The organism is Cellvibrio sp. (assembly GCF_039207905.1).
In the GTDB taxonomy this organism is placed as follows: Bacteria; Pseudomonadota; Gammaproteobacteria; order Pseudomonadales; family Cellvibrionaceae; genus Cellvibrio.
This window is the reverse complement of the sequence record NZ_JBCECX010000024.1, coordinates 24,181-50,869: the sequence shown is the minus strand read 5'-3', so window position 1 is coordinate 50,869 and position 26,689 is coordinate 24,181. Positions and strand designations below refer to the sequence as shown.

Sequence of the window (26,689 nt, the reverse complement as noted above, 5' to 3'; positions counted from 1 at the left end):
TCGCTAACAACCGCACTTTTGCCTGTGTGATCCGCGAAATGTCGCTGCAATTGATGAGCTGTTTGATGCAGCGCGGCGATGATTTGCCCGGTGTATTTGAGCAAGCGGTAGTGGATATCGAAACCGGCGACGGCAACAATCTCGCGCGCGTTAACGGCTACGTGCATAGCATCCAGGCGGGCGAAAATCGGCCGGATACTAACGTGGTAAAAATCGTCATTCGCTTCGTGGATAACGACGCCGAAAAATTTGAAACCCTGTCCAAATACATCGCGCAGATGTAAACGTTCCGCCCGGTTTATTCCGCTCTTTCTCTCCCTGCAAATCCCCATCTACTGACTATACTCATTACCATGTTTCACTGTCGCTGCCGCCCGGCAGCGACCTGCACAGGTTTTCCGCCATGCATTCTGTTTTCCGCCGCTACTCATCGCTGCTCGCCTGCGTACTGATAGCGTCATCTACTCCCGCTGTAGCAGAGCTCGAACACCGCTTCTCCGGCTTTGCCACCTTGGGCATCGCCATTAACGACAATCCAGACTTGGCATTTCGCCGCGACGTAACGCAAAACAATGGCGCCTACGAAAACAGCGCCTACTGGAAAAACGATTCGCTGATCGGTGTGCAATGGCAAGGGCGCTGGTCGCCGGAATGGGAAGCGGCTGTGCAACTGGTCGCCAAAGATCGCTTCAAAAATACCTTGGAAAATTCCATCGAGTGGGCTTTTTTACGCTATCGCCCAGTGGATGGTTTGGACATTCGCGCCGGGCGCATGGGCGCCGATGTATTTATGCTGTCCGATTATCTACAAGTAGGCTACGCGATTCCCTGGGTACGGCCGCCGCACGATTATTACGGTATAGCATCGCTGTACCATTTTGATGGTGCCGATATTAATAAACGTTTTTTATTGGGAGATGCCACGCTCAATCTCAAAGCGTTTTATGGCAACTCCAGCGAAGAATATCCACTCGGTTTTCAAAGCGAGCGTAGCACCAGTTTTGATTTTGATGTTTTCGGCAGCACCGCCAGCCTCGAATGGAGTGCGTGGAAAATGCGCTACACCTACGCGCGCGTTTCAGTAAATAGCGACCAAGGCCGCGCGCTGCGCAACGCACTGCAACAAGTCACACCCTACTGGCCGGATGCAGCTGGAGTCATTCCGCAATTGGAAACTACCGGAAAACATTTTGATTACGACCAATTCGGGCTGAGCTACGACAACAACACCTGGTGGATGCACAGCGAATATGTGCGCCTCGCATCAAACCTCGGCTTGATTGCCGACGGCGAACATTTTTATGCGAGCCTCGGCCGCCGCTTCGATGACATCAGTGTTTATGTCATTACCGGCTACGCCGAACCGAAAAATAGTGTCATTAGTATTTCACCACCCGCAGGATTCCCTGAGCCGCTTGCGTCGCAATTAAATTTGCTCGCCAACGCCACCGAGCGCAGCCTTAACGGTGTGCGCATCAAACAAAAAAGTTACGGTGTCGGCACGCGCTGGGATTTCGCCAGCAAGATGGCAATCAAGCTACAAGTCGAACGTTTTGATATCGATAAAACCGGTACCAATCTCTGGCTGCGCACAGACCCAACCACCTCCATTACCGAGGATCAACAAGCAACACTGGTGAGCATCGCTCTGGATGTATTGTTCTGATGCGCAAACTACTGTTGATATTATTCGCGCTGACCTTCAGCGGCCCGCTCCAGGCAGAAATACTGGTGATTGTGAACGCATCCAATTCCATCACCACCCTTGAGCAAAAACAAATTGTCGATTTATTTATGGGGCGCGTATCCGCCTTCCCCAATAAACAACCAGCGCAACCACTCGATTTAAAAACCGGTACACCACAGCGCGCGATTTTTTATAAATCGCTCACCGGCAAAAGTGAAGCGCAAGTTGATGCTTACTGGGCGACGCTGGTATTTGCCGGGCGCATGTCACCACCCAAACAATTCACTGACGATAGCGCGCTGATCCAGGCCGTTGCGCACGAACCAGCGGCGATTGCCTATGTCAGCCGCCAACCGCTGCCCAAGAACGTTAAAGTTGTGATGGAGCTAGCGGCTCGCCAATGAATATCAAAAGCCTGCACATAAAAGTTTCACTCAGCGTTGCCGCGGCCGCGCTTTTTGTAGTGGTGCTATCGTCGCAATTTTTTTACCAGCGCAGTTACGAAAATTCATTCGCTGACAGTGAACGCTCCGTACAACAATTATTGGAAACTGTGCAAGCAACTGCTGCGATTGCTGCCTACGTCGGCAACCGCGAACTCGCTCAACAAGTCGTCACCGGTTTAACGCAAAACGATATTGTGGTCGGCGCAAAAATTATTGCGAATAAAGAAGTCATCGGCCAGGACGGCAAAACTACTGCCGATGGCAAACAGCAATTAATTTCTATCCGTTTAGCAGCACCTTTCGATGAAAAAGAAACCGTGGGCGAGTTAGCGGTAGTGCCCAACTTTCCACTCATCGCCTTGCGCGCACGCGATTCCGCGATGGCCACTGCAATAGGCTTGGCCGCACAGGCCGCCGTAGTCGCACTACTGGTGTTATTCATGGTCTATTGGATGATGACGCGGCCGCTATCAAATCTCTCTGGCCGTTTGCATGGCATCACTCCCGGTGATGGCAACCGTTTGGATGTTGCCCATTTACATCGCGGCGATGAAATTGGTTTGCTCACTGGTGATATCAACGCACTCTTACACACAGTTGAAACCATGCTCGAAGAAGAGCGGCAATTGCGCCATCGCGTGGAATTATTGGAGACACGTTTTCGCGGTATTTTTGAAGACAGCAGCGCTGGCATTTTTTTGGTGCGCGAGCAGGGCGCCCTGGTAACAGCGAACCCGGCATTTTTTTATCTCACCGGTGTGGATGAATCCCAACAGCAAACCACGGGCGATGACAATATTATCGCGCAGGTTTTTCTCGATCACGAACAAGCGCTCTCGCTCATTAAATTATCCCTGATTACCAAGCGCCCGCACTCCGCCGATTTGCGCATTCGCACCGCAGATGATGCACCAGTGCGCTGGGTGCATTGTATTTTTTCATCCGCAGGAAACTCACAGCAAGGCGCAACCATTGAAGGCGTAATGTACGACGTAACCCAACGCAAACATGCGGAAGACCGCATTCGTGAACTCGCCGAAAAAGACAGCCTCACCGGTTTGAGTAATCGTCAGGCAGCAGAGAGCGCGCTGGAAGAATTAATAAATCAGGCACCGGTGGGCGGAAAAGAATTGGCGGTGATGTTGATTGATCTCGACCGCTTTAAATATATCAACGACACCTACGGCCACGATGCGGGCGATAAAGTGTTGATCACCATCGCCGGACGTTTGCGCAAGCTGGTGCGCGATTCCGATGTGGTCGCGCGCCTGGGTGGCGACGAATTTTTGCTGGTGTTAAACCACTCGGGCAATATCGGCATGGTGCAGCGCATCGCGCAAAAAATCCTTGATGCGCAGCAAGCGCCAATTGAAATCCGCGCGGGCGTGTTGGAAAAAGTCGGCATGAGTATCGGCATCGCACTTTACCCTGACCATGGCGACAACCCGCTCAGCGTGCGCAAACATGCCGACCAAGCCATGTACGCCGTTAAACGCCAGGGGAAAAACAACTACGCCATCTACAATCCGGGCGATGAAGAACCGGTCGCAGAGGCGATTAGCCGCTAAACCAAAATGTAAACGATTACATTTTAACAAGAAACAAAAATGAAACGTTTACACATGTTTTTCACGATAATTTAGGATTTATTTTCTACAAAAAGCAATTTTTACGCAAAATAATCCCATCCGACTATTGCCCAGCATCCATTCGCTGTGTAGCATTTTCACTATCAATATCGACCACAGCTCGCCCTCCGGCGACGCGGACTCCAAGCCGTATCATTCGCGTCGATTGTTTTTGAGCCCGCAACATGAAACAGCGTAAACCTATAGTGATCGCCAACTGGAAACTTAACGGCGGCCTGGATTTGATTTGCACCTCGGTAGCCTCCTTTATCGGCAAACACTTTGCGGCGCAAATTGCCATCTGCCCGCCCTACTTGTACATGCGCGACATGATGATCTTTTTGCAATATTCCGAATTGCAAATCGGCAGCCAAAATGTGAGCCGTTACGACTCGGGCGCTTACACCGGTGAAACCTCGGCGCAAATGCTCAAGCAAGCTGGCTGCTCGATTTGTTTGATCGGCCACTCTGAACGCCGCGCCATGTTTGCGGAAAATAATGAGGGCTGCCAAATCAAAGTGCGCACCGCACTGAATCACAATTTGTTACCCGTGCTCTGTGTCGGTGAAAATCAACAACAGCGCGAAAGCAATATTACGGAACAGGTTTTACGTGAACAATTGCGCGGCGGCCTAACCGGCATTGATCTCGAAGATAAAGATCTGTGCATTGCCTACGAACCGGTATGGGCGATTGGCACCGGCCTTGCAGCAACTCCTGCAATCGCACAAGAAGTACATCAATTTATTCGCACCGAACTCACGCAAATTTTTGATGTAGTAACCGCCAACCGCGTGCGTATTTTATACGGCGGCAGCGTGACCAAAACCAACGCGCACGATTTGTTGCAACAGCAAGATATCGATGGCTTATTGGTTGGCGGCGCCAGTTTGGACCCAGGTCATTTTGTTGCAATTTGTGAGCAGGCATCGGAGCTTGCGGAACTTAATGACTAAATAGTTTAGTTGCCGTCAGAGTTGATAACGGCAAGCAAAAAAAGGGCGCGGCAAGTAGCGCCCCTACGACGAAAAAATTTAAAACAACAACATTACAAAACGACAGAAAAATTAAAACAGATCCAATCGGCGTTTAACTCGGTCATCACAAAAATCAACCACAGCTCAGGATTTTATGATGAACAGTCTCGCTAACCTCGTTGCCCCCGGCGTTGCCACCGGCGATGCCGTTAAAGTGCTATTTAATGCCGCCAAAGCCGGCGGTTTTGCCTACCCTGCAGTCAACGCAGCCAACACCAATACCATTAACGCCACGCTCGAAGCTGCGCGCAAAGTAAACTCGCCCGTGATTGTGCAATTGTCACAAGGCGGCAGCGCATTTTTTCTTGGCAAGAGTATCAAGCTGGAAGGCCAGGGCAGTTCCGTGCTGGGCTCTATCGCCGCTGCACGCTACGTTCACACTGTAGCTGAAGCCTATGGCGTACCGGTTATTTTGCACACCGATCACGCCGCGAAAAAATTATTGCCCTGGATCGATGGCTTGCTTGCCGAAAGTGAAAAACATTTTTCGCAAACTGGCACGCCCTTATTTAGTTCGCACATGATCGATTTGTCTGAGGAGTCGCTGGAAGAAAATATTGAAATCTCCGCCGCTTATTTAACGCGCATGCATAAAATGGGCATTACTCTGGAAATCGAATTGGGTTGCACCGGCGGCGAAGAGGATGGTGTGGACAACAGTCATCTGGATAACGCAGCGCTCTATACCCAACCGCAAGACGTTGCCTATGCCTACGAAAAATTGCGCCCGATCAGTGACAAATTTACCATCGCCGCTTCTTTCGGCAATGTGCACGGTGTTTACAAACCTGGCAACGTGAAACTCACGCCGGAAATTTTGCGCAACTCACAAACCTATGTGAGCGAAAAATTTGGTGTGCCGCACAATAGCCTCGATTTTGTTTTCCACGGCGGTTCAGGCTCCGAAGCGCAAGACATCAGCCAGGCGATCCACTACGGTGTTATCAAAATGAATATCGATACCGATACCCAGTGGGCGTTTTGGGAAGGTACTATGGGTTACTACAAAACCAATACCGATTATTTGCAAGGTCAGATTGGCAACCCCGATGGCGATGACAAACCCAACAAAAAATTCTACGACCCACGCGTCTGGTTGCGCCAAAGCGAAGAACTGATGGTGAAACGTTTGGAGCAATCCTTTGCCGATTTAAATTGCCTCAATCGCTACGTTTAACACCGGCATTACATACCCACTGCGGGTTCAGGAAATTGCATGAAAAATTTACTCAATGTGCTGCGCAGTGATGAGGTTGATACCGGGTTAATCCAGGTAATTGAAACCATCATCAACGCCAGCAAAGAGATCGCCTTTCGCGTGCGCCAAGGCGCACTCGCAGGCGTGCTAGGTTCAACACAAGACGAAAATGTCCAGGGCGAAACGCAAAAACAATTGGATGTTATTTCCAACCAATTGTTAAAAGATTTATTGCTCGCTTGCCCGCAGATAGCTTCGCTAGCCTCGGAAGAAGAGGATACAGTCGTTGCAGCAAATCCAGGCGGAAAATATGTGGTAGCGTTTGATCCGCTTGATGGTTCATCGAATATCGATATCAACGGCCAAATTGGAACCATCTTCAGTATTTATCGCGCGCTTGATTCAATCCCACATGATAGCGAACTGCAATTTAATCAGCAGGGATCACAGCAAGCTTGCGCGGGTTATGTGCTTTACGGCCCATCAACCCTGCTCGCTATTACCACCGGAGCTGCAGTCACGGCAAAAAAAGTCACGCGCTGTTTTACGCTGGACGCTACCCAAGGGACGTTTTTATTAACTGCGGACAATATCAAGATCGCCAAAGAAACCCAGGAATTTGCCATCAATATGAGCAACTCGCGCTTCTGGAATGAAGACATGCGCTGCTATATCGATGACTTGATTCTCGGCGAAACCGGTCCGCGTCAAAAGCGCTATAACATGCGCTGGAATGCGGCAATGGTGGGTGATGTGCATCGCGTGCTGACGCGCGGCGGGATATTTTTATATCCGTCCGATAACCGCAATGCTAAACAACCGGCAAAATTGCGTTTGCTGTACGAAGCCAACCCGATGGCGCTACTGATTGAAAATGCGGGCGGAAAATCCTGGAGTGAACAGCAGCGTACGCTGGACATTCAACCAAAACAATTGCACGAACGTGTGGCAGTCATTTTGGGCTCTGCGAATGAAGTAGATGAATGTCTTGGTTATCTACACGCGCACAGCTGATTGTTTTAGCGGGAAAAGCGCAGCACTTTTGCTGCGCTCATTACCCGGTTAGCAAGCGCATTTTGCTGCTCCGCACCCTCTGCCAAGCGGCTAATCGCAACATCCGTCTGGTTTATTCCTACCATTAAATTAATCAACCGGCTGCGCATGGCCAGCGCGCGCTCACTTTCATCTTGCGCACTGTTATTAATACTGCCGGTAATTGCACTGGCTTCTGCAACGGCCTGTTCAATTTTATCGAGCGAGGCCCGGGTCGTTTGTGTTTCAAGCAGACATTGCTGCGCACTGACTTGCTCTGCATTCAACCCGGTAGAAATCTGCAACACTGAACTGCGCAACTGATCAATCATTTCTTTGATTTTTCCAGTTGCACTTTGTGTATCGAATGAAAGCCTGCGCACTTCTTCAGCCACTACTGCAAAACCGCGCCCGTGTTCGCCTGCGCGGGCGGCCTCAATGGCAGCATTCAATGCTAATAAATTAGTTTGCTCCGCCACGCTCTGAATGGTGTCCAATACTGAACCTATATTATCAGTTGCACTACGCAACTCCCCCAATGTTGAACAGGAGTGGGTTACCTGTTCCGCCAATGCGTGCATTTGGTTGGCAACAACATTGACCCGCTGTTTGCCCTCACTCGCAACACTGGATGCCTGGGAAATTTTTTCGGTAACCAAATGTAAACGCTCGGTCATCTGTGCAAGGGACTGCACCACTGTTTCAGTTTCAGCGCCGACGTGATTCATCTCCTCGCGCTGGCGTGCAGTTTCATCGCGGCACTGGCGCGTAGTCGTTACATTTTCCAGCGCACCTTGCAAACTCTGCTCGCTCGATTTATTTACCTGTACCATAACGCCATTTAATTCGCGAAATAAAAAATTCAATGAGCGGGCAATTTCGCCCAGCTCATCGGTACGCGTATCGGAAAATTCGCTGGCGAGATTTTTATCCTGCGCTGATTTTTTTATCGCAGCGGCCAACAACTCAAGCGGCTTACCAATATGCTGGGCAAAGAAATACGCAATCACTGCTGCTGCACCAGTCAGTAATACCATCGCAATTGCCAAACTGCGCCACAGCGTGCCCTGCAAGTTGGCGAGTGGGGCAAAGACTTCATCGGGATCTTGTTGTGCTACTAATGCAAGCTGTTGATTGCCCAACTGCAGCGGCTGCCAACTGCTAAAAACCCGCTTGGAAAAATAATCTTCAGTAATTCCGCTACCGGTATCCCCTGCAAGCGCTGAACTCACTGCCTCCGTATCCGGCCTGAAATAACCGCTTACCTGATGGCGACGATTAACATGCGTAAACGCGGCAGCATTTTTATTTTCTAACTGCGCTAAAAAATCTGCACTGTTTTCCAACACCGGGCGTAATTCAGTTAGCAACACGCCCTGTCTATCTACAAGATAAACATCGCCAGTATCACCCAATCCAAGTGATTGCCAATGGCGATTTGCGCTGACTATATCAGTGAGATGCTGACTGGGGATTTCAACAATTAAATAACCAACTGCTTTGGTGGGGCTTTGCACGTCGTGAAATACCGGCAACCCCATATAAACCATTTGTTGGTTAAAGCGCGTCGTATTTAAATGGAACGACGAGAAGCGCACTTCATTTTCGCCCGCCGTTTGCAACTGCTTTGCCAATTCAGCTAATGGAGTATTGTTAAATGGGCCGCTACTTAGTGAGCTACCCAGCAATGGGCTTTTCTGCACCGAATAGATAACCGTCTGGCTTTGCGCATCCACCAATAATAAATCGCTAAAACCAAAGCGTTTTATTAAATCGCGAAAGCTACTGTGATAGCGACGATGCTGTTGTCCGTATACCGTTGCGTCGGAAGCATCATCCATTAATTCCAACTGCGTAATGGGCTGCGGGTTATTCTGCAAATAATAATGCTGGATTAGCAGCGCCTCAGGTGTAAATTTTTCCACCCACGCATTGGTATCCAATGGTTCATTATTGGTTTTTTGCTGATGCTGCGGCAGGTAATTTTTTTGATACCAGTCTTTCAATCCAGTACGCAATTCATCTTCAGGTTGTGGCACAACTTCATAGCGATAAGACGCAAATGGACGGACAAAACCATAGACCGCCTCCTGCGTCATTCTCCCATGCGCAAGCGACAGCAATAACTCCTGATAATTGGAAAATTGTGCATTGACGGCGTGCGCCCGACTGGCAGCCAATGCCTGGAATTGCTGCTCCAAATTAGAGGAAAGTGCGCGGTTGGATTCTTTCAGGGCGAGCCAGGCAGTAGTGCCAGCAGCGAGAAACACGGCCACCCCGGTAAGCAGGGTGGCACCTAACATCAAGCGAGCAGAGATTTTCATATGCAGACATAGATTGAGGAATACGACGTCAATCTAGGTAGCCTTTGTGACTATTTAATGACAAAGCTCAAATTGGAAACGGATTGATAATATTTTATTCCGCTAACAAATTTTAAGTTATATCAATAATAAAATTTCTATTTTTTAGTGCAGTAAAACTAACGAATAATGCTTGTTACTCAACTAGCCAATCATCAAACAATTTTTCGCGCGTGTAATCCTGCACTGCTTTTTCATCTAGCTGACGGCGCTTGGTGTTAATTACTGCACCGGGGCCACTGCTATTAAATTCAAAAAAGCGTGAATCTTCGGGCAGGAATGGAATGCGTGTTCCATCTTTTGCCGTGCCGGTCATTGAATACCAACCATCTTGCGTAATATGCGCATCCATCCAACTATTGATAAAAACCGCTTTACCAATTGCATTGGGATCGGCGTAGCGGCCATCGGCAAATTGGGTGGTCGGGTGCCAGGGGCGGCCAAGCGGAGTGGAGTTGTCGGGCACTGATTGCTCGCGCGTTAACTTACAATCAATAAATGTCAGCCCGTACTCACTGCCAATATTGGTTGAAGGCGCCACCAAAAATGCATGGGGATTGCTTGGTTTACCGCGAGCGCGCGTTTTGATTTCTGATTCAGTAAATAGCGCGTTACCTTTGCCAAAAATAAAATCCACGTTGCCTGCGATCAAACTTTTATCAAACCAACTGCGCCCTGCGTTTACAAAAAGCGTGTCTTGATAACCGAGTAAATTTACATCGCGCGCTAAAAAACGGTCGCTGCCATTATCCAAATGCAAAGCAACTGCCTGGGTGTTGGCAATCCGTTTGGGATCGTCATTCGCCAAAGCATCGGTACGTAAAAAATCAAAACTATTTTCAATGGTGAGATGGTGCAGTTGCACATTGGCTGCACGTACTATCAAGGTGCCTGAACCCAGTGTTCCCCAGATTTGGCCCTGGGTTGCACCCGGTTCAGTGGATTGCTGCCCAGCATAAGCGTTGTAATAAATGCGGGTAGTATTTTTATCGGCACCTATAAGCTGGATATTCGGCTTGGCGATAATTAACTTTTCGTAGTAATCACCCGGCTTGATATAAATTCGATAAGGTTTTTTTGCCGTTGCGGGAGCCGCATCCAGCGCAGCCTGTACACTGGCGAAAATGCCACTCGCGGGATTGGCTTTATCAACAATTGCGTCATAAGCGCTTTTAGGCTGGTTCACGCAACCACACAATAAAAGAACAATACTCACACTGGAAATAAAACGAAACAACATAGTTTTATAGTCTCCCAAAAAAAGACGCCCGCATTCGCGGGCGTCGGTATATCGTTAAACTTAATGTGCAAAGGTTTCGTTCACACTCGCTAACACACCTTTGGCGTAAAAGCGTTCCAACCATTGGGTTGTAGTTTCAATAAAACGCGGCTCATTAATAAGATCAGCACCAAATACTTTTTGGATTCCAACCACTGCTTTAACCATGCCCGCAGGATTGTTTTGGTTTGCATCACATGCTGCGCGCAATTCTTTTACCAGTGGATCAGATACTTCAATCGGCGCGCCTTTTTCATCTACACCTGAAACATAGCGAATCCAGGCCGCAACACCCAAACACAAAATATCGATATGCCCATTGCCTGCCAATTGTTCGCGCAGAGTTTCCAACAAACGCTGTGGTAATTTCTGTGAACCATCCATTGCGATCTGCCAGGTGCGATGCTTCAGCGCCTTATTGGAGAAACGATCACGCAGTTGCTGCTTGTAAGCTTCGATATCAAAACCCTTCGGTGCACTTACCGTTTCGCCAGCCTCGCGGGCCATATAGGTTTTTACTAAATTAACAAACGCAGGTTGCTCCATTACTTCACTGATATATTGGAAGCCGGACAGATAACCAGTATACGCCATGGTTGAATGCGCGCCGTTTAACAAGCGCAATTTGATTTTCTCGAAAACGCGCACATCTTCTACCAGCAATACACCCACTTTTTCCCACTCGGGACGACCATCGGCAAATTTGTCTTCCACCACCCACTGGCTGAAAGGTTCGCACACCACCATACCTTCATCGCGAACACTTTCGCCGTTTACACTCAAGCGCGCTTCTATATCGCGACGATCTTCGTCGGTAGTTGCCGGCACTATTCGGTCGATCATGGTGCAAGGAAAAGTCGCATTGGTTTTAATCCAGGCAGCAAAATCCGGTGCAATTTTTTCAGCAAATTGCGTGACGACTTTTTCAAGCACTTCACCATTGTTCGGTAAGTTATCGCAACTGAGTAAGGTGAATGCTTTTTGCTTTTGATCAAAGCGTTGTTTTAGTGCAGCGACGAGAAAACCAATAGCCGATACCGGCTGATCAAGATGCGCGAGGTCGTGAATAATATCCGGATGTGCGAGGTTTAAATTGCCGGTAGCTGGGTCATGGCAATAACCTTTTTCGGTAATGGTCAGCGAGACAATCTTGATATTGGCAGCTGCCATTTGCGCAACCAATGCGGCAGGATTCTCCGGCCCAACCAAAGTATCCAAAACTGCACCGATAATTTGTAATTTTTCACCATCACCAGAGCGTTCAACCAACGTGTAAAGGCAATCTTGTGGCACCAATTGATCGCGCACACTGGCAGAGCGCAGACTGCTACCAACAATTCCCCAATCACCACCAAACTTATTTAAGACCGCCTCGGTATAAAATGCCTGATGTGCGCGATGGAATGCACCTATTCCCAAATGCACAATGCCTGGCTTGAGTGCTGCGCGATCATAGGTAGGAAGAATAATATCGTTGGGAAGTTCACTTAATAATTTTTGGTTTAAACGAGTCATTAGAAAAATCCAGCAAGGTTGATTTAGCAACACACATATATTCGCAATTACAATGACGAACATTGTAAACCTGTCTGCAAATTCGTGGCAGCTTATTAATAATAAAAAACAATTTTTTTGATCAAATCAAATTCTGTTATTACCCAACTATTTCTACTTTTTGCCTTGTAAGAGTGTTATATTTTGCGCTGATTTTATCGCTGTAAAAAATGCACCACCGATAACAAAACACACATTAAATATCACACCGGAATTATTTAAATGGCACACATAGCAGCAATTGGCGAAGTCATGGTGGAGCTGGCTCCATTCCCCACTGCCGACAGCAATGGCCGTGAAACTATGGCCCTATCTTTTGCAGGCGACACCTACAACACTTCGGTGTATATGGCGCGCCTCGGTTTAAAAACCGATTACGTCACCCAACTTGGCGAAGATCCTTACAGCGCGCAAATTATGCAGCGCATGTCCAATGAAAATATTGGCACTGGCATGATCAAACAATTGCCCGGCCGCTCACCCGGCTTGTACATCATTCGCAATACTCCCGATGGCGAGCGCGAATTTTTCTACTGGCGCAAAGAGGCGCCCGCACGCGAGCTTTTTTCATCGCAAGAAAACGCGGATCAACTTTGCCAGAAACTGGTTGATTGCAACTGCGTTTACCTAAGCGGCATTACCCTCGCGATTATCGGTGAGAAGTCGCGCGAGTTTTTGTACAACAGTTTGCACAATCTTCGCCAACAAGGCGTGATCATCGCGTTCGACAGCAACTATCGCCCGCGCTTGTGGACCGACAAATTCGAAGCACAAAAAGCCATGCTCGCGATTATGGAATACACCGACATCGCACTGCTGACACTCGATGATGAACAATTGCTCTGGGGCGACGATAGTGTTGAAGGCTGCAAGCAACGCTACGCCACATTTAATCTTGCCGAGCTGGTATTAAAGCGCGGCGCCGATGATGCCATCATCATCACTCCTAATGACGAAATTCGCGTACCGGTTCCGCCAGTGCAAGGCGTTATTGACACCACCGGCGCAGGCGATACCTTTAATGCCGGCTATCTGGCAGGCCGACTGATGAAAAAATCATTAGAAGATTCTGCCAAACAAGGCATTCGCTGCGCAGGTATTATCATTCGCCATCGCGGTGCGATTATTGATAAGGCTATTTTTGATAAAGAGCTTGGCGCATAGGCCGATAACTTCAACATTGCACACTACGAGTTTGCTGTTGTTGCTTCTGTTTCAAAACACTTGAGCCATGGATGGCGAATGTGAGCTACATGGATGTATCAATGCGCTTTTGAAACAGAAGCAACAACGGCAAACGTATTCGAAGTGCTTTTAAATACTTGATTAAAATATTACTGCTGATACCGCAGCATTTTATTGCCGCGCTTGCACAACTGAATCGCCAACCCCCAAGGGTCGCGCATCATCACCAAATGTGATCCGTCTTTAATAATCACTTCTTCCGCAAAACTCGCCCCAACCAATTCAAGCTCAGCACGCTTTTCAATCGGGTTCTCACACACAAACGCGAGATGCACCAACAGCGGATTCATATTAGCGTAATCAGGCACTTGATCTGGCGGATTGTTATAAATCTCCAACATCACATCGCCACTGTCATCACCCAGGAAATGGGTATTAGCACCACCCTCCTGCTTGCGCACCACCGTCAGCCCCATATGAGCTACATACCATGCGGCCATTGCGACGGGATCTTTTACATTAAGAGCGAAGTGTTCAATTTTCATAAAGATATCGATTAATTACATTTTCAATTGAAAATAAAAAAAGCACCTTAAAAAAGGAGTGCCTGTTCTTAAAGTAAGAAAAGGCACTCAGTAGGAGCTTCATGTTACTCAATGTTTTTCACAATCGTTTCCACCATTTTCTTGGCATCGCCAAACAACATCATGGTGTTATCCCTGTGAAAAAGTTCGTTCTCCACACCCGAATAACCAGAAGCCATGGAGCGCTTCACAAATAAAACCGTGCGCGCTTTTTCCACTTCCAAAATCGGCATCCCAAAAATCGGACTCTGCGGATTGGTTTTGGCAGCCGGATTGGTTACATCGTTAGCGCCAATTACAAAAGCGACATCGGCGGTTTGGAATTCGTTGTTGATATCGTCCAATTCAAATACTTCGTCGTAAGGCACATTCGCCTCCGCGAGCAACACGTTCATATGCCCTGGCATACGGCCAGCAACCGGATGAATTGCATAGCTGATTTTCACACCGGCTTTTTTCAATTCCTCACACATTTCACGCAATGCATGTTGCGCTTGCGCGACTGCCATTCCATAACCGGGAACAATAATCACCGAGCCAGCATTCTTCATAATAAATGCCGCATCTTCGGCACTGCCGCGTTTTACCGGACGCTCTTCTTCATTTGCACCTGCGGCAGCAGCAGAAGTATCTGCACCAAAACCGCCGAGAATTACATTAAAGAATGAGCGATTCATGCCTTTGCACATGATATAGGAAAGGATGGCGCCAGAAGAACCGACTAGTGCACCAGTTACGATTAATGCATCGTTATGAAGTGTAAAACCAATACCCGCAGCCGCCCAACCCGAATAGGAATTGAGCATAGACACCACCACCGGCATATCTGCCCCACCGATTGGAATAATCAGCAACACACCAATCACAAATGCCAATGCCGTCATGCCCCAGAATGCCCAAGGCGATTGATCAACACAGAAATAACCAATCAAACCGAGAATTGCTGCACCGAGCAATGCATTAATAAAATGCTGGCCGCCAAACACAATAGGCTTGCCGGAAACCAAACCTTGTAACTTGGTAAATGCAATCACAGATCCAGAAAAAGTAATTGCACCAATGACTACACCCAAGCCCATTTCAATTCGGCTGGCGATATAAATTTCACCCGCCGCATTTAAAATTCCAAACGCAGCTGGATTACTAAACGCTGCGCCGGCAACCAATACCGCTGCCATACCAACCAAACTGTGGAATGCAGCAACCAATTGCGGCATAGCGGTCATCGCAATATTGCGCGCGATAAAAATACCAATCACCGCACCAATTGCCAGCGCCGAAATAATCCAGCCATAAGACGTGACTGCCGGGCTTAACACTGTCGTCACCACAGCGATAAACATCCCCAACATGCCAAACAAATTGCCTTTGCGCGATGACTCGGGCGATGACAAACCGCGCAACGCCATAATAAACAGCACCGCCGCCACCAAATAGGCAAACGATGTTAAATTTTCATTGATTGATGTCATGATTATTTTTCCCCCGCTTTATTTTTCTTTTTATACATCGCGAGCATGCGATGGGTGACGGTAAAGCCACCGAAGATATTGATCGTCGCCAACACCATGGCGCAGAAGCCGAGCACTTTGGACAAGCTCATACCTTCAGGACCAACGGCAATTAATGCACCGACAATAATCACGCTCGAAATAGCATTGGTCACCGCCATCAAGGGCGTATGCAAGGCGGGGGTTACACTCCACACAACGTAGTAGCCAACAAAAATGGCCAATACAAAAATCGATAATTGCGAAACAAAATTGGCTTCCATGATTCACTCCCGATTAAGCGGCGCTAGCCGGTTTGAAGTTAGGATGAGTAATCGCACCATCGCGCGTCAGAACTGTCGCGGCGATAATGTCATCCTGCCAATTCACATTAAATTGCTTCTCGGCATTCATCATAGGGGTTAAAAAATTCAATACATTTTTAGCATAGAGTGCACTGGCATCGGCCGATAACCGACTGGGAATATTAAATAAGCCAATAATAGTTACGCCGTTCACTTCAATTATTTCACCTGGTTTGGTGAGCGTGCAGTTGCCACCTTGCTCGGCAGCGAGATCAACGATCACTGAACCCGGGCGCATGCTATGCACCATTTCATCATTAATTAAGGTCGGCGCTTTTCGGCCGGGGATTAATGCAGTGCAAATTGCGATATCTTGTTTCTTTAAAGTTTCAGCAACCAACTCTGCTTGACGGCGCTTGTAGTCATCACTCATCTCTTTAGCGTAGCCACCAGCAGTTTCAGCATTTTTTACTTCGTCACTTTCTACCATGACAAATTTTCCACCGAGACTTTCCACTTGCTCTTTGGATGCAGCACGCACGTCAGTCGCGGATACAATTGCACCCAAACGTTTTGCTGTTGCAATTGCCTGCAAACCAGCAACACCAGCGCCCAGTACCATCACCCGCGCTGGTGCAATAGTACCTGCTGCGGTCATCATCATTGGCATTGCGCGGTCATACACATTTACTGCTTCAAGCACGGCGCGATAGCCCGCCAGATTCGATTGCGAACTCAATACATCCATCGATTGTGCGCGGGTAATACGCGGCACAAATTCGAGTGTCATAGTGGTAATGCCTGCATCGGCATACTGTTGGATTGCAGCGGGTTCCGCATAAGGTGAGAGCATCGCAATCAAGAGCGCACCGCGCTTAATAAGTGCAAGCTCATTTATTTCACCTTCACCTGCCAAGAGCGGGCGCTGGACTTTTAATACAATATCCGCAGTACCTAATAAGCCTGCAAGATCATCACTGATGCTTGCGCCTGCGTCCTGATAGGATTCATTGCTGATTCGGCTGGCGATACCTGCATCTTTTTCAATTGCTACATCGAACCCCAAGGCAATTAATTTTTTTACGGTATCCGGTGTTGCAGCTACACGACGCTCATGTGCGCGCCTTTCTTTTGGAATGACTATTTTCATTTTTTTGTCGCCCTCTGTAGTAGTGGCAAATTTTTGGCAATACAAAACCGCATCAATGTTTTCATCAATGTGAATGGAGCTGCCGTAATTTGCTTTCTAGTGGATTTCTTTTTATTAAGACTCAGCTCTCACCAAGTTTTTTGGACGGGCCAATTCTTTGATTGGCCTCGTTTTGCTTTTTATATTCGTTGAACTGCGATTTTGCTCATGGATTCCGGTGTTCTCTCCGGGACCGTCTGAGACATGGATGTCGAAGTCGAGCCTACAGGGATGTATTTACGGCGTGTCCCGGAGGGAATGCCGGAGTCCATCCCACGCTTAACTTAAAAGTTAAACCACCGCACCAATTTTCCACGGGATAAATTCATTATCGCCGTAGCCCAGCAATTCACTTTTGGTTGGCTTACCGGATGCAACAGCCAAAATTTCTTCAAAAATTTCTTGCCCGGATTCTTCCAGACTAATTTCACCGTCAGACACGCGACCACAATTCAAATCCATATCTTCCTGCATATGGTTATAGATACTGCTGTTGGTGGCTAATTTGATACTCGGTGCCGGCTTGCAACCAAATGCAGAACCGCGACCGGTGGTGAAACACAAAATTTGTGCACCCGATGCAACCTGGCCAGTAGCGGATACCGGGTCATAACCCGGGCTATCCATAAACACAAAACCTTTGGTGGTAATGTCTTCACCGTAGAGAAATACATCGCGCAAATTAGTCGAGCCGCTTTTCGCTTGTGCGCCGAGGGACTTTTCAATAATCGTGGTGAGGCCACCGGCTTTATTGCCCGGTGATGGATTATTGTTTAATTCAAAATCATTACGCGCGGTGTAATCTTCCCACCAGGTAATACGATCCAATAATTTTTGCGCGATCTCGGGCGATTCAGCGCGGCGCGTCAATAAATGCTCGGCACCAAAAATTTCCGGTGTCTCTGACAAAATAACGGTGCCGCCGTGACGCACAAGAATATCGCCCGCAATACCCAACGCCGGATTGGCAGTGATGCCGGAGAGCGCATCGGAACCGCCGCATTGCAAACCAATAATCAATTCACTCGCCGGCACTGTTTCGCGTTCGCATTGATTCACCAGCGGCAACATTGCGCGCAGGGTTTCAATACCTTTTTCAATCGCCAAGCGAGTGCCGCCAACATCTTGAATGGTGTAGGCAGTAAAAGTTTTGGAGTCAGCGAGGCCACACTCTTCCATCACGCGCTGGATTTGCATGGTCTCGCAACCAAGACCAACCATCATCACGCCGCCAAAATTCGGGTGACGCGCATAGCCATTAAAGGTGCGACGCAATGTCTCGTAACCATCGCCATCGGAGCGCATACCGCAGCCGCTGTCGTGGGTCATGGCGACTACGCCATCGATATGCGGATATTTGTCCAGCTCGCCGGAATAGGTGAAGTGCTGGGCAATTGCTTTGGCAACTGTCGCGGAGCAATTAACAGTAGTAAGAATGCCCACATAATTGCGCGTACCCACTTTGCCATTAATACGCTTGTAGCCCTGAAAGGTCGCGCGCTGTTCAGCGGGAAGGAATTCAGTTGGACGCGCCTCTTCACAGAAGCCGTAATCTTTCTCTAAATCGCCCATCACACAGTTATGGACATGGACGTGATCACCGGCCGGAATATCCTGGCTGGCAAAGCCAATGGTTTGGCCGTACTTAAGAATGGCTTCGCCTTTGGCGATATTGCGCACAGCAACTTTGTGCATTGCGGGGATGTCGCGCAGGAGGGTGACATCTTTTTCTGCAAACAAGACACCAGCGGGGAGTGACACCTTACAAATTCCAACGTTATCACTGTCATGCAAAACGATAATGCTGCTGCTCACGCTGATCTCTCTCTTGATTCGTTAACCGATGAATAGGTTTTATGCCATTACAACTACTTAATAGAGTGTAGTTCGCCACTGGAGTTCGTCGTGCTTTTGCATAGTAGAAGAAGGCATTAGCAGGACGTTTTTCTCGCCGTGAAAAAAAAGGCGCCTTGCGGCGCCTCAAAATCGGCAATGGTATTCGGTCAATACCGGGATCAAATTTACAGCCGAATTTTCACTCCGGCAATAGCACCAAAATCCACAAAACCTCGAATGTAACCGATTGCAAAGGCGCATTAGGGCAAGTTTAGCCTGTTACACAAACCGAAAACATCATATAAATTAAAAATATCATTAAATATCGACTTTATTAGGATGAATTAACTTTTAAAAAAATGAAAAATATTTTAAATATTTTTTATCTAAGATGACGTGTATACGTTTACATTTTAATAAGCATATATATGTAAACGTATACATTACACTTATGGCGTTAAAATCAGTAAAAAATGGCGTGTAGATGAAATTTTTTGTGCGTTTGTCTTGCTTTTATCCAACATGACATACAGAATGATTTTCACTCGATATGAGGATAAATATCTTTTTCGGCATTCTAATTATCACGCCGACGAAAATAGCCCTCAGTCAAAAGCGCTTACGCCTGACATATAAAGCGCTACTAAAAAAATTTATAACCATTACATAAAGACAGAACACGAGAGCTAACACCGGTGACAGATTTACGCCTATCCCAATCAGGCCGCCGCGCCTTTATTACCAACACCATCGGTGGTGTTGCAGGTGCTTACGCGTTGGGCACATTAGGGGGCTGCACCAGTTCAGCCAACAATCCAAAAACTGCAGAACCTGATGCCTGGGCTGAAGCAGAGAAAATTCGCCAAAACGTTAAAGCGCCGCAATTTCCCGCGCGCACGTTTGATGTTCGCGATTTTGGCGCAAAGGCCAATAGCCAAGAGGACAACTCCAAAGCATTTGCGGCTGCGATAGAAGCTTGTACTAAAGCCGGTGGCGGAAAAGTGTTGGTCACCCAAGGCAGATATCTGTGCGGTGCTATTCATTTACGCTCCAACGTAAACCTGCACATTACCAAAGACGCGACCATCGCCTTCATCACCGATCCCAAAGCCTACTTGCCAGCTGTGTTCACCCGCTGGGAAGGCATGGAGATCATGGGTTACTCACCACTTATTTATGCTTACGAGCAAACCAACATCGCCGTAACCGGTGAAGGCACTGTGGATGGCCAAGCCAACCGCACCACCTGGTGGCCGTGGAAGGGCAGCAACTTTAGTAGCGTTGATTGGGGCGTTCCCGGTGTTCCAACCCAGGAAGCCGCGCGCAACAAACTCATGCAGGATATGGAAAACAACGTGCCGGTAGCGCAGCGCGTTTATGCCGACGGTTCTTATCTGCGTCCGGTGTTTGTACAACCTTATAAATGCACCAACGTTTTAATTGAAGGCATCACCATTACCAATGCACCTTTCTGGCTGCTTAACCCGGTGCAATGCGAAAACGTGACTATTGATGCAGTGAAGTTTGCCAGCATCGGCCCTAACTCCGATGGCTGCGATCCTGAATCCTGCAAAAATGTCGTGATCAAAAATTGTTTTTTTGATACGGGCGATGATTGCATCGCGATTAAATCCGGCCGCAATGCCGATGGTCGCCGTTTAAATATCCCCTCTGAAAATATTCTTATCAGCAATTGCAAAATGCGCAATGGTCACGGCGGCGTCGTGATTGGCAGCGAAATTTCTGGCGGCGTACGCAATGTATTTGTTGAGAACTGCGAAATGAGCAGTCCGGAATTAGAGCGCGGCATTCGCGTAAAAACCAATTCGGTACGAGGTGGCTTGATTGAAAATTTATTTGTCCGCAATGTCGTTATCGGCGAAGTACAAACCGCTATTGTGATCGACTTTGATTACGAAGAAGGCGACGCGGGGAAATTCACTCCGACAGTGCGCAACATCGATATTCGCAACCTGACTTGCAATAAAGCCAATCATGTTTTCCAAGTGCGCGGCTATAAACGCTCACCAATCCAAAATTTACATTTGACTAACTGTCACTTTAAAGACATTGGCGACATTGGTGTGCTAGAGCAGCTAGATAATTTTGCTGCCGTCAACGTCACAATCAAAGGTGCTGAATTTAAAGTTTGATGTGCATCAATTACATCAAAGACCGGTTTGCTATTTTTATTAATACAGCGATTTGAAATATAAAAAGAATTTAATGGTAGAACTCATTTGACCACGATGAGAACTGCCATTAATCAACCCACATCAGGTTGATAGAAAGATTACAAATTACAACGGAATAATTTTTTAATAATCCGTGATGTTTGTGAAAACCATGCTCGACACTGCCTGAATTTCAGTGAACAGCATCAGCTCCGCTAGCTCAATGTATTTAATCACAATAAAGATGGGGAATAGCTATGAGAAGTTTTAAACTCAACCCGCTCGTGTTAGCCATGGCAGTCTGCGCATTGCCTGTGGGTGTGTATGCACAAGATAGCACCGACGATACTATCGAAGAGGTTCTGGTAACCGGCAGCTTCCGTGATAGTTTGGCGAATGCTATTAATATCAAAAAGAATCAGAGTGGTTTTGTTGATGCAATCGTTGCATCTGATATCGCCGAATTTCCGGACAACAACCTCGCTGAATCTTTGCAACGTATTCCCGGTGTTGCTATCTCTCGCTCCGGTGGCGAAGGCCGTAACATTACCGTTCGTGGTTTAGGACCAGGTTTTACTAACGTTCGCTTGAACGGTATGGAAACTATTTCTACCACTGGTGGTACCGATGCGGTAGGCGGAAACAACCGCGGTCGCGGTTTCGACTTTAACACCTTCTCATCTGACCTCTTCAGTTCTTTGACTGTGCGCAAAACCAACGCAGCTGAAGTACAAGAAGGTTCTTTGGGCGCAACAGTAGATCTGAAAGCTGCACAACCATTTGACTACGACGACTTCGTATTCACTGCATCAGGTTCTTTGGGTTACAACGATCTATCAGAAAAATCAGATCCAGGTGCATCTTTCCTGGTTAGCAATATTTTTGCTGACGGAAAATTTGGTGCGTTGTTCTCCTTATCTTATTCCGAGCGTAGCGTTCAGGACGAAGGTTCAAGTACTGTGCGCTGGTCTAATGCATCTGCACAAAGTTTTGGTAAATATAAAGGAGCGACAATTACTCCTACCAATGAAATCAATACTGCATTCCGTCCACGTATCCCCCGTTACGATTCATACCAACATGAAATGGAACGTTTGGGTTCAAGCTTGTCGTTACAATTCCGTCCAACTGATTCTACCGAGATCAGCGTAGATGGATTGTGGGCGAAATTTGATGCAAACCGTCAAGAAATTTTCATGCAGGGATCTCTGAACCCTGGCGCTAACGCAACCAGTAACGTTCTCGATTACGCAATTGAAGGCAACACTCTGGTTTATGCCGATATCGAAGGTGCACGTCTGCTGTCTGAAAATCGTTACGATGAAATGTCGACCGACTTCTCTCAAGGCACCATCAGCCTGAAACAAGATTTCACCGACAGCTTCCGCATGAAGGCGATGGTTGGTACTACCAAATCGGATTACGATAACCCGATTCAAAACACTCTGTTGATGCAAGCAAATAACCAACGCTTTACCTACGACTACCGCGATTATGATGATCCCATCCTGACTTTCGGTGATGCGGCTTATAATAAAGCGTCATGGACTGCTACCGGTGTACGTCAACGTCCACAAACCACTGTTAACGAAAATGATTCAGCAACAGTTTCGTTTGAATACGATCTTAACGACGCAATCAAGTTAAAAGTTGGTACCGACTACAAAGACTTTAAATTCACCACCGACCAATATGCTTATGCATCTGAAGGTGCGAATGGTGTAAACATCCAATCTAATCCTGATTACATTACTGAATATGATTCAGGTTTGGGCGATGGCAAACCATGGTTGATTCCTAACCGCGCGTTGATTATGGAATCTTACAACCTGTTTGATTTGGCTCTGGTGCCAAACTACGGCAGCAACTACGAAGTAGGTGAAGAGACTCTTGGTTTTTACGCACAAGTCGATTTCAAATTCGAAATTGGTTCAGTCCCGGTAAGCGGTGACATTGGTGTGCGTCGCTTCGAAACCGACCAAACCTCTAGCGGTTGGTTGAACGGCACCCTGGCGAGCCGCTCTTATGTAACAGTTGAACACAATTACTCAGATACCTTACCTGCACTGAACCTCAAAATAGAGCCGATGGAAGATGTTGTTCTTCGCGCAAGCTATTCTGAAGGTATTTCAAGAGCGGGCCTGGGTTCAATCGTTCCTGCGGTAAGCGTAGGTGTTGCGGGTACCAACCTGAACATTTCCGGCGCAAACCCATTGCTTGAACCTACTAAAGCAAAAAGTTATGACCTGGGTGGTGAGTGGTACTTTGGTGAAGGCGCATTGGTTAGCTTGACCCTGTTCAAGAAAGAAATTGAAAGCCATATCCAAACATTGCGTTCAACTCCAATCTACACTTCAACTGGATTACCAATTGAAGCTGCAGTAAACGCGTGTAACACCCAAGGTGCATCTTTAGGTGGATACGGAGCTAACTGTAATGAGAACCTGCCATGGAACTTCTCAGCTCCAGCAAATGGCCCTGGCGGTGATCTCGACGGTTACGAAATCAGCTACCAACAACCATTTACCTTCTTGCCAGGTTTCTTTAGTCACTTCGGCTTCATCGGTGCCTACACCAGTGTTGACTCAGATTTGGATTACTTGAATACCGCGGGTGAAGTGCAAGCAACCAAACCGTTGATTAACCTGTCTGATGAAACTGCAAGTGCCACGCTTTATTGGGAAAACGATACCTTCAGTGGTCGCGTCTCCCTGGCAACTCGTAGCGGTTATTTGACTACACCAATTGGTCGTGATGGCAACGAAGAAGAAGGTACTAACGAAACCACTAACATTGATGCCTCTTTTGGTTATCAAGTTACCGAGAAACTTAAAATCACTTTGGAAGCGCTTAACCTGACTGACGAAGTGGATGACCAATGGGTTGGTTCTGAAAGCGAGCAACGCTTGTCTTACTACCACTCAACTGGTCGTCAATTCAACTTGGGCGCTCAGTATAAATTCTGATAGCCGATGTTGATTAAGGTAAAAACAAAAAGGGATGCCAGCTCGCTGGCATCCCTATTTGACTATTTAGTGTGTGATTTTTATTAAGCAATGAGAGGTGAGAAGCGTGAGCGTATTGATTGGCAGTTTGATTGATAGTACAGCGGCTCGTAGAGTTATTTATGGTGGTATTTTTCTGGCAGCGCTAAGCGGTTGCTCACCAGAAAAAACCGGAGAACAACAAGCTACTGCTACAACATCGGTTGCGCAATCCACTCTCGCTGGCCATACCTTGGCATCTGCAGAAATTACCAATGCCAATAATTTCGCATTACAGCAAGAAGCAATTTATTTTCCCTTTTACGATTTAGGTATTGATGCAGCCGCCGCCAAAAGCCTTGCGGTATTAAATGGCGATGCTGTCGTACCATCACAAACCGTGGACACCGACGGTGACGGTTCGCTTGACGGTCTGCTATTAGTTGGCGATTTTGCGCCAGCTGAAATTAAATCTTTTACTATCTCTGATGATCCAGCAATTGTGAAACCGGCGGGGAAAAAATTCACCCAAGCCGAAATTTCTATTAAAGAAGGCGGAGAGTGGAAAGGTAAAGAATACGTTGGCGGTACATTTAAAAATGTAGACCGCGTTACACCTCCCGCACAATACACGGATCATTCCTACTGGATTCGCTACGAAGGCCCAGGCATTGAATCCGACAAAGTGGCTTATCGTGTATACCTCGACTGGCGCAATGGTTTTGACATCTTCGGCAAAAAGACCAGTGATGTTGTTCTGCAAAATGTTGGACTGGATGGCTACGACTCGTACCACGAAAATTCTGATTGGGGCGTAGATGTTCTTAAAGTAGGTAAATCACTTGGCATGGGTGGTTACGGATTCTGGAATGGCAAAAGTGTTGATCTGGTTTCAACCGTGGATACCCGCGATGCCATTATCACCAACAATGGTGATCTCTATTCCGGTTTTAAAATTAATTACAACGGCTGGCAAATCGCCGACAAAAAAGTAGACCTCGCTGCGCATTTCTCCATGCAGGCCGGCAGCCGTTTGGTAAATGTGAAATTGGATTTAAGTGAGCAGTTGCCCAATCTTGCTATAGGTTTAGTGAAACACCCAGGCACCACCCTGATTGAAGGCCCGCAAGAAATCAGTGGCTACGCTTGGACCTATGTGGCGAGCTGGGGCAAACAAAGCCTGAGCGGTGCAGATGATCATTTAGGTATGGCGATAATTTTCCGCCGCGATGATCGTTCACAACAGACACAAGACGACAACTCTTACGTTTCTGTGATGAAAGATAAAGGTGGCGAGCTGGAATATTATTTCCTTGCTGCCTGGGAGCATGAACTGGATGGAATTAAAACTGAAGCTGACTTTAAAGCCTATCTGGATCGCGAAGTTGTACGCCTAACCAAAACTCCGCGTGTTCGTTTTGAATCTGCATTAAGTGCAAGCGCGAAAAAAAATCCGGTTGACGCCGATGCCGCACTCAGCTGGGGCAAAAAATTAGCCGACTCGGAACTGGAGCGCAAAACACTCAATTACCATTACAAAGGTTGGGACGAATATCGCAAGCGTCCAGGTAAATTTGAATACGATGTTGTGGGTATGCAAATCGCTGCACTGCAAGATTTAAATGAGATAAGCCCGAATCCGGCTTACACCAACGCACTCGAATCAGTCACCGGTAGCTATATTCGTGACGATGGCCACATCGAAACCTTTGAGCCTGATTTGTTTAGTATCGACTTAACCAAACCGGGTGAAATGGTTATTTTGTTAGAGCAAAAAACCAAAGCAGAAAAATATCGCAAAGCCGCTGACTTCTTACGCGAAAATTTAAAACGCCACCCACGTACTAGCCAGGGCGCATTCTGGCATCGCGCTACCTATCCAAACCAATTGTGGTTGGATGGTGTGTATATGGGTATGCCGTTCCTCGCGCGCTACGCATCACTCTATGAAACTGGTGCACAACAACATGAGAGCCTTAAAGAAGCGGTACATGAATTTGTGATTGCACGTGAGCATTTGCGCGATCCAAAAACCGGCCTGTATTACCACGCCTGGGATGAATCCAAAAAAGCAAACTGGGCAGATAAAGAAACCGGTCGCGCCCCGCAATTCTGGTCGCGCGGTATGGGTTGGTATGCAATGGCATTAGTGGATGTACTGGATTTTATTCCAGCATCTGAAACTGAATTGCGTAAAACACTAACTGATATTATTGCAGAGTTGGCGCCGGACATTTTGCGCTATCAAGACCAAGCTACCGGCACCTGGTGGCAAATTACCGATAAACCCGGCGAGCTGGGTAATTACCGTGAATCATCGGCCAGTGCCATGTTCACTTACTTCCTCGCGAAATCAGTTAATAAAGGTTATCTACCGGAATCTTATCGCGCTGCAGCAATCACAAGTTACCAAGGGTTGATCAACGAATTTATTACCGTCCATAAAGACGGCAAGATCAGCATGAACGACCAATGCCTGGTTGCAGGCTTGGGCTTTGGCCGCGATGGCAGCTATGATTACTACATGACCGAACGCATATTCTCCAATGATCCTAAAGGCAATAGCCCCTTCATTGGTGCGAGCCTGGAAGTTTACAAATTACTCAAAAAATAATAATTCACCGCATAGCCAGGTTTAATTTTTACCTGGCTATGAATTTCGCTAATCTTATATCAGCAACCAGAATTGAGCCTGCGCCATCTATATAAGCGCGGGCA

Annotated in this window: 18 protein-coding genes and 1 pseudogene; 11 read left to right on the top strand and 8 right to left on the bottom strand. The window is 47.4% G+C overall.

Annotated features, from left to right (window positions below):
- The 7 genes and pseudogenes from AAGC78_RS14865 to AAGC78_RS14835 form a co-directional block, all read left to right on the top strand.
- Window positions 1-284, top strand: a pseudogene (locus AAGC78_RS14865) (response regulator); the annotation flags it as partial.
- A 119-nt stretch (window positions 285-403) separates the two neighbouring features.
- Window positions 404-1,666, top strand: coding sequence for a hypothetical protein (locus tag AAGC78_RS14860; RefSeq protein ID WP_435784880.1), 1,263 nt, complete (start codon window positions 404-406; stop codon window positions 1,664-1,666).
- Window positions 1,666-2,091, top strand: coding sequence for a hypothetical protein (locus AAGC78_RS14855; protein WP_435784879.1), 426 nt, complete (start codon window positions 1,666-1,668; stop codon window positions 2,089-2,091). The genes AAGC78_RS14860 and AAGC78_RS14855 overlap by 1 nt, the downstream gene beginning before the upstream one ends.
- Entirely contained in the window at window positions 2,088-3,701 is a 1,614-nt protein-coding gene (locus AAGC78_RS14850) for a diguanylate cyclase domain-containing protein (protein WP_435784878.1), read from the top strand. Before AAGC78_RS14855 ends, AAGC78_RS14850 begins: the two co-directional genes overlap by 4 nt.
- Before the next feature lie 245 nt (window positions 3,702-3,946).
- Window positions 3,947-4,717 carry a triose-phosphate isomerase gene (tpiA, locus tag AAGC78_RS14845; protein WP_435784877.1) on the top strand — a complete coding sequence of 257 codons (771 nt, stop codon included), beginning with the start codon at window positions 3,947-3,949 and terminating at the stop codon, window positions 4,715-4,717.
- Between the two features lie 178 nt (window positions 4,718-4,895).
- On the top strand, window positions 4,896-5,975 hold the full coding sequence (fbaA, locus tag AAGC78_RS14840; RefSeq protein ID WP_435784902.1) for a class II fructose-bisphosphate aldolase: 1,080 nt from the start codon (window positions 4,896-4,898) through the stop codon (window positions 5,973-5,975).
- A gap of 39 nt (window positions 5,976-6,014) precedes the next feature.
- Window positions 6,015-7,010: a class 1 fructose-bisphosphatase gene (locus AAGC78_RS14835; RefSeq protein WP_435784876.1), complete on the top strand. Its 996-nt coding sequence runs from the start codon at window positions 6,015-6,017 to the stop codon at window positions 7,008-7,010.
- Between the two features lie 5 nt (window positions 7,011-7,015).
- On the opposite strand, the gene AAGC78_RS14830 is transcribed toward AAGC78_RS14835, so the two are convergent.
- From AAGC78_RS14830 to AAGC78_RS14820, 3 genes are all read right to left on the bottom strand, one after another.
- On the bottom strand, window positions 7,016-9,352 hold the full coding sequence (locus AAGC78_RS14830; RefSeq protein WP_435784875.1) for a methyl-accepting chemotaxis protein: 2,337 nt from the start codon (window positions 9,350-9,352) through the stop codon (window positions 7,016-7,018).
- A gap of 175 nt (window positions 9,353-9,527) precedes the next feature.
- The gene (locus tag AAGC78_RS14825) at window positions 9,528-10,631 is read right to left on the bottom strand and encodes a pectinesterase family protein (protein ID WP_435784874.1); all 1,104 of its coding nucleotides are present in this window, start codon (window positions 10,629-10,631) and stop codon (window positions 9,528-9,530) included.
- Between the two features lie 60 nt (window positions 10,632-10,691).
- Complete coding sequence (locus AAGC78_RS14820) at window positions 10,692-12,185, bottom strand: mannitol dehydrogenase family protein (protein WP_435784873.1); 1,494 nt, start codon at window positions 12,183-12,185, stop codon at window positions 10,692-10,694.
- Between the two features lie 261 nt (window positions 12,186-12,446).
- Here AAGC78_RS14820 and AAGC78_RS14815 point away from each other — a divergent pair, with 261 nt between their 5' ends.
- Window positions 12,447-13,388, top strand: coding sequence for a sugar kinase (locus AAGC78_RS14815; RefSeq protein WP_435784872.1), 942 nt, complete (start codon window positions 12,447-12,449; stop codon window positions 13,386-13,388).
- Between the two features lie 170 nt (window positions 13,389-13,558).
- On the opposite strand, the gene AAGC78_RS14810 is transcribed toward AAGC78_RS14815, so the two are convergent.
- From AAGC78_RS14810 to AAGC78_RS14790, 5 genes are all read right to left on the bottom strand, one after another.
- Window positions 13,559-13,954, bottom strand: a complete 396-nt coding sequence (locus tag AAGC78_RS14810; RefSeq protein WP_435784871.1) for a VOC family protein — start codon at window positions 13,952-13,954, stop codon at window positions 13,559-13,561.
- 104 nt (window positions 13,955-14,058) lie between these two features.
- Window positions 14,059-15,465 (bottom strand): NAD(P)(+) transhydrogenase (Re/Si-specific) subunit beta, encoded by a 1,407-nt coding sequence (locus tag AAGC78_RS14805; RefSeq protein ID WP_435784870.1) that lies wholly within the window; start codon window positions 15,463-15,465, stop codon window positions 14,059-14,061.
- A gap of 2 nt (window positions 15,466-15,467) precedes the next feature.
- Entirely contained in the window at window positions 15,468-15,767 is a 300-nt protein-coding gene (locus tag AAGC78_RS14800; RefSeq protein ID WP_435784869.1) for a proton-translocating transhydrogenase family protein, read from the bottom strand.
- 13 nt (window positions 15,768-15,780) lie between these two features.
- Window positions 15,781-16,938 (bottom strand): Re/Si-specific NAD(P)(+) transhydrogenase subunit alpha, encoded by a 1,158-nt coding sequence (locus AAGC78_RS14795; protein WP_435784868.1) that lies wholly within the window; start codon window positions 16,936-16,938, stop codon window positions 15,781-15,783.
- A 330-nt stretch (window positions 16,939-17,268) separates the two neighbouring features.
- Entirely contained in the window at window positions 17,269-18,792 is a 1,524-nt protein-coding gene (locus AAGC78_RS14790; RefSeq protein WP_435784867.1) for a UxaA family hydrolase, read from the bottom strand.
- 758 nt (window positions 18,793-19,550) lie between these two features.
- On the opposite strand from AAGC78_RS14790, the gene AAGC78_RS14785 reads away from it, so the two are divergent.
- The 3 genes from AAGC78_RS14785 to AAGC78_RS14775 all read left to right on the top strand — a co-directional run bounded on the left by AAGC78_RS14785 (window position 19,551) and on the right by AAGC78_RS14775 (window position 26,585).
- A complete protein-coding gene (locus AAGC78_RS14785) occupies window positions 19,551-20,966 on the top strand; it encodes a glycoside hydrolase family 28 protein (RefSeq protein WP_435784901.1) in 1,416 nt (471 codons plus the stop codon).
- Window positions 20,967-21,244: 278 nt separating this feature from the next.
- Window positions 21,245-23,953, top strand: coding sequence for a TonB-dependent receptor (locus tag AAGC78_RS14780; protein ID WP_435784866.1), 2,709 nt, complete (start codon window positions 21,245-21,247; stop codon window positions 23,951-23,953).
- Between the two features lie 106 nt (window positions 23,954-24,059).
- Window positions 24,060-26,585 carry a DUF4861 family protein gene (locus tag AAGC78_RS14775; RefSeq protein WP_435784865.1) on the top strand — a complete coding sequence of 842 codons (2,526 nt, stop codon included), beginning with the start codon at window positions 24,060-24,062 and terminating at the stop codon, window positions 26,583-26,585.
- Window positions 26,586-26,689: the final 104 nt, after the last annotated feature.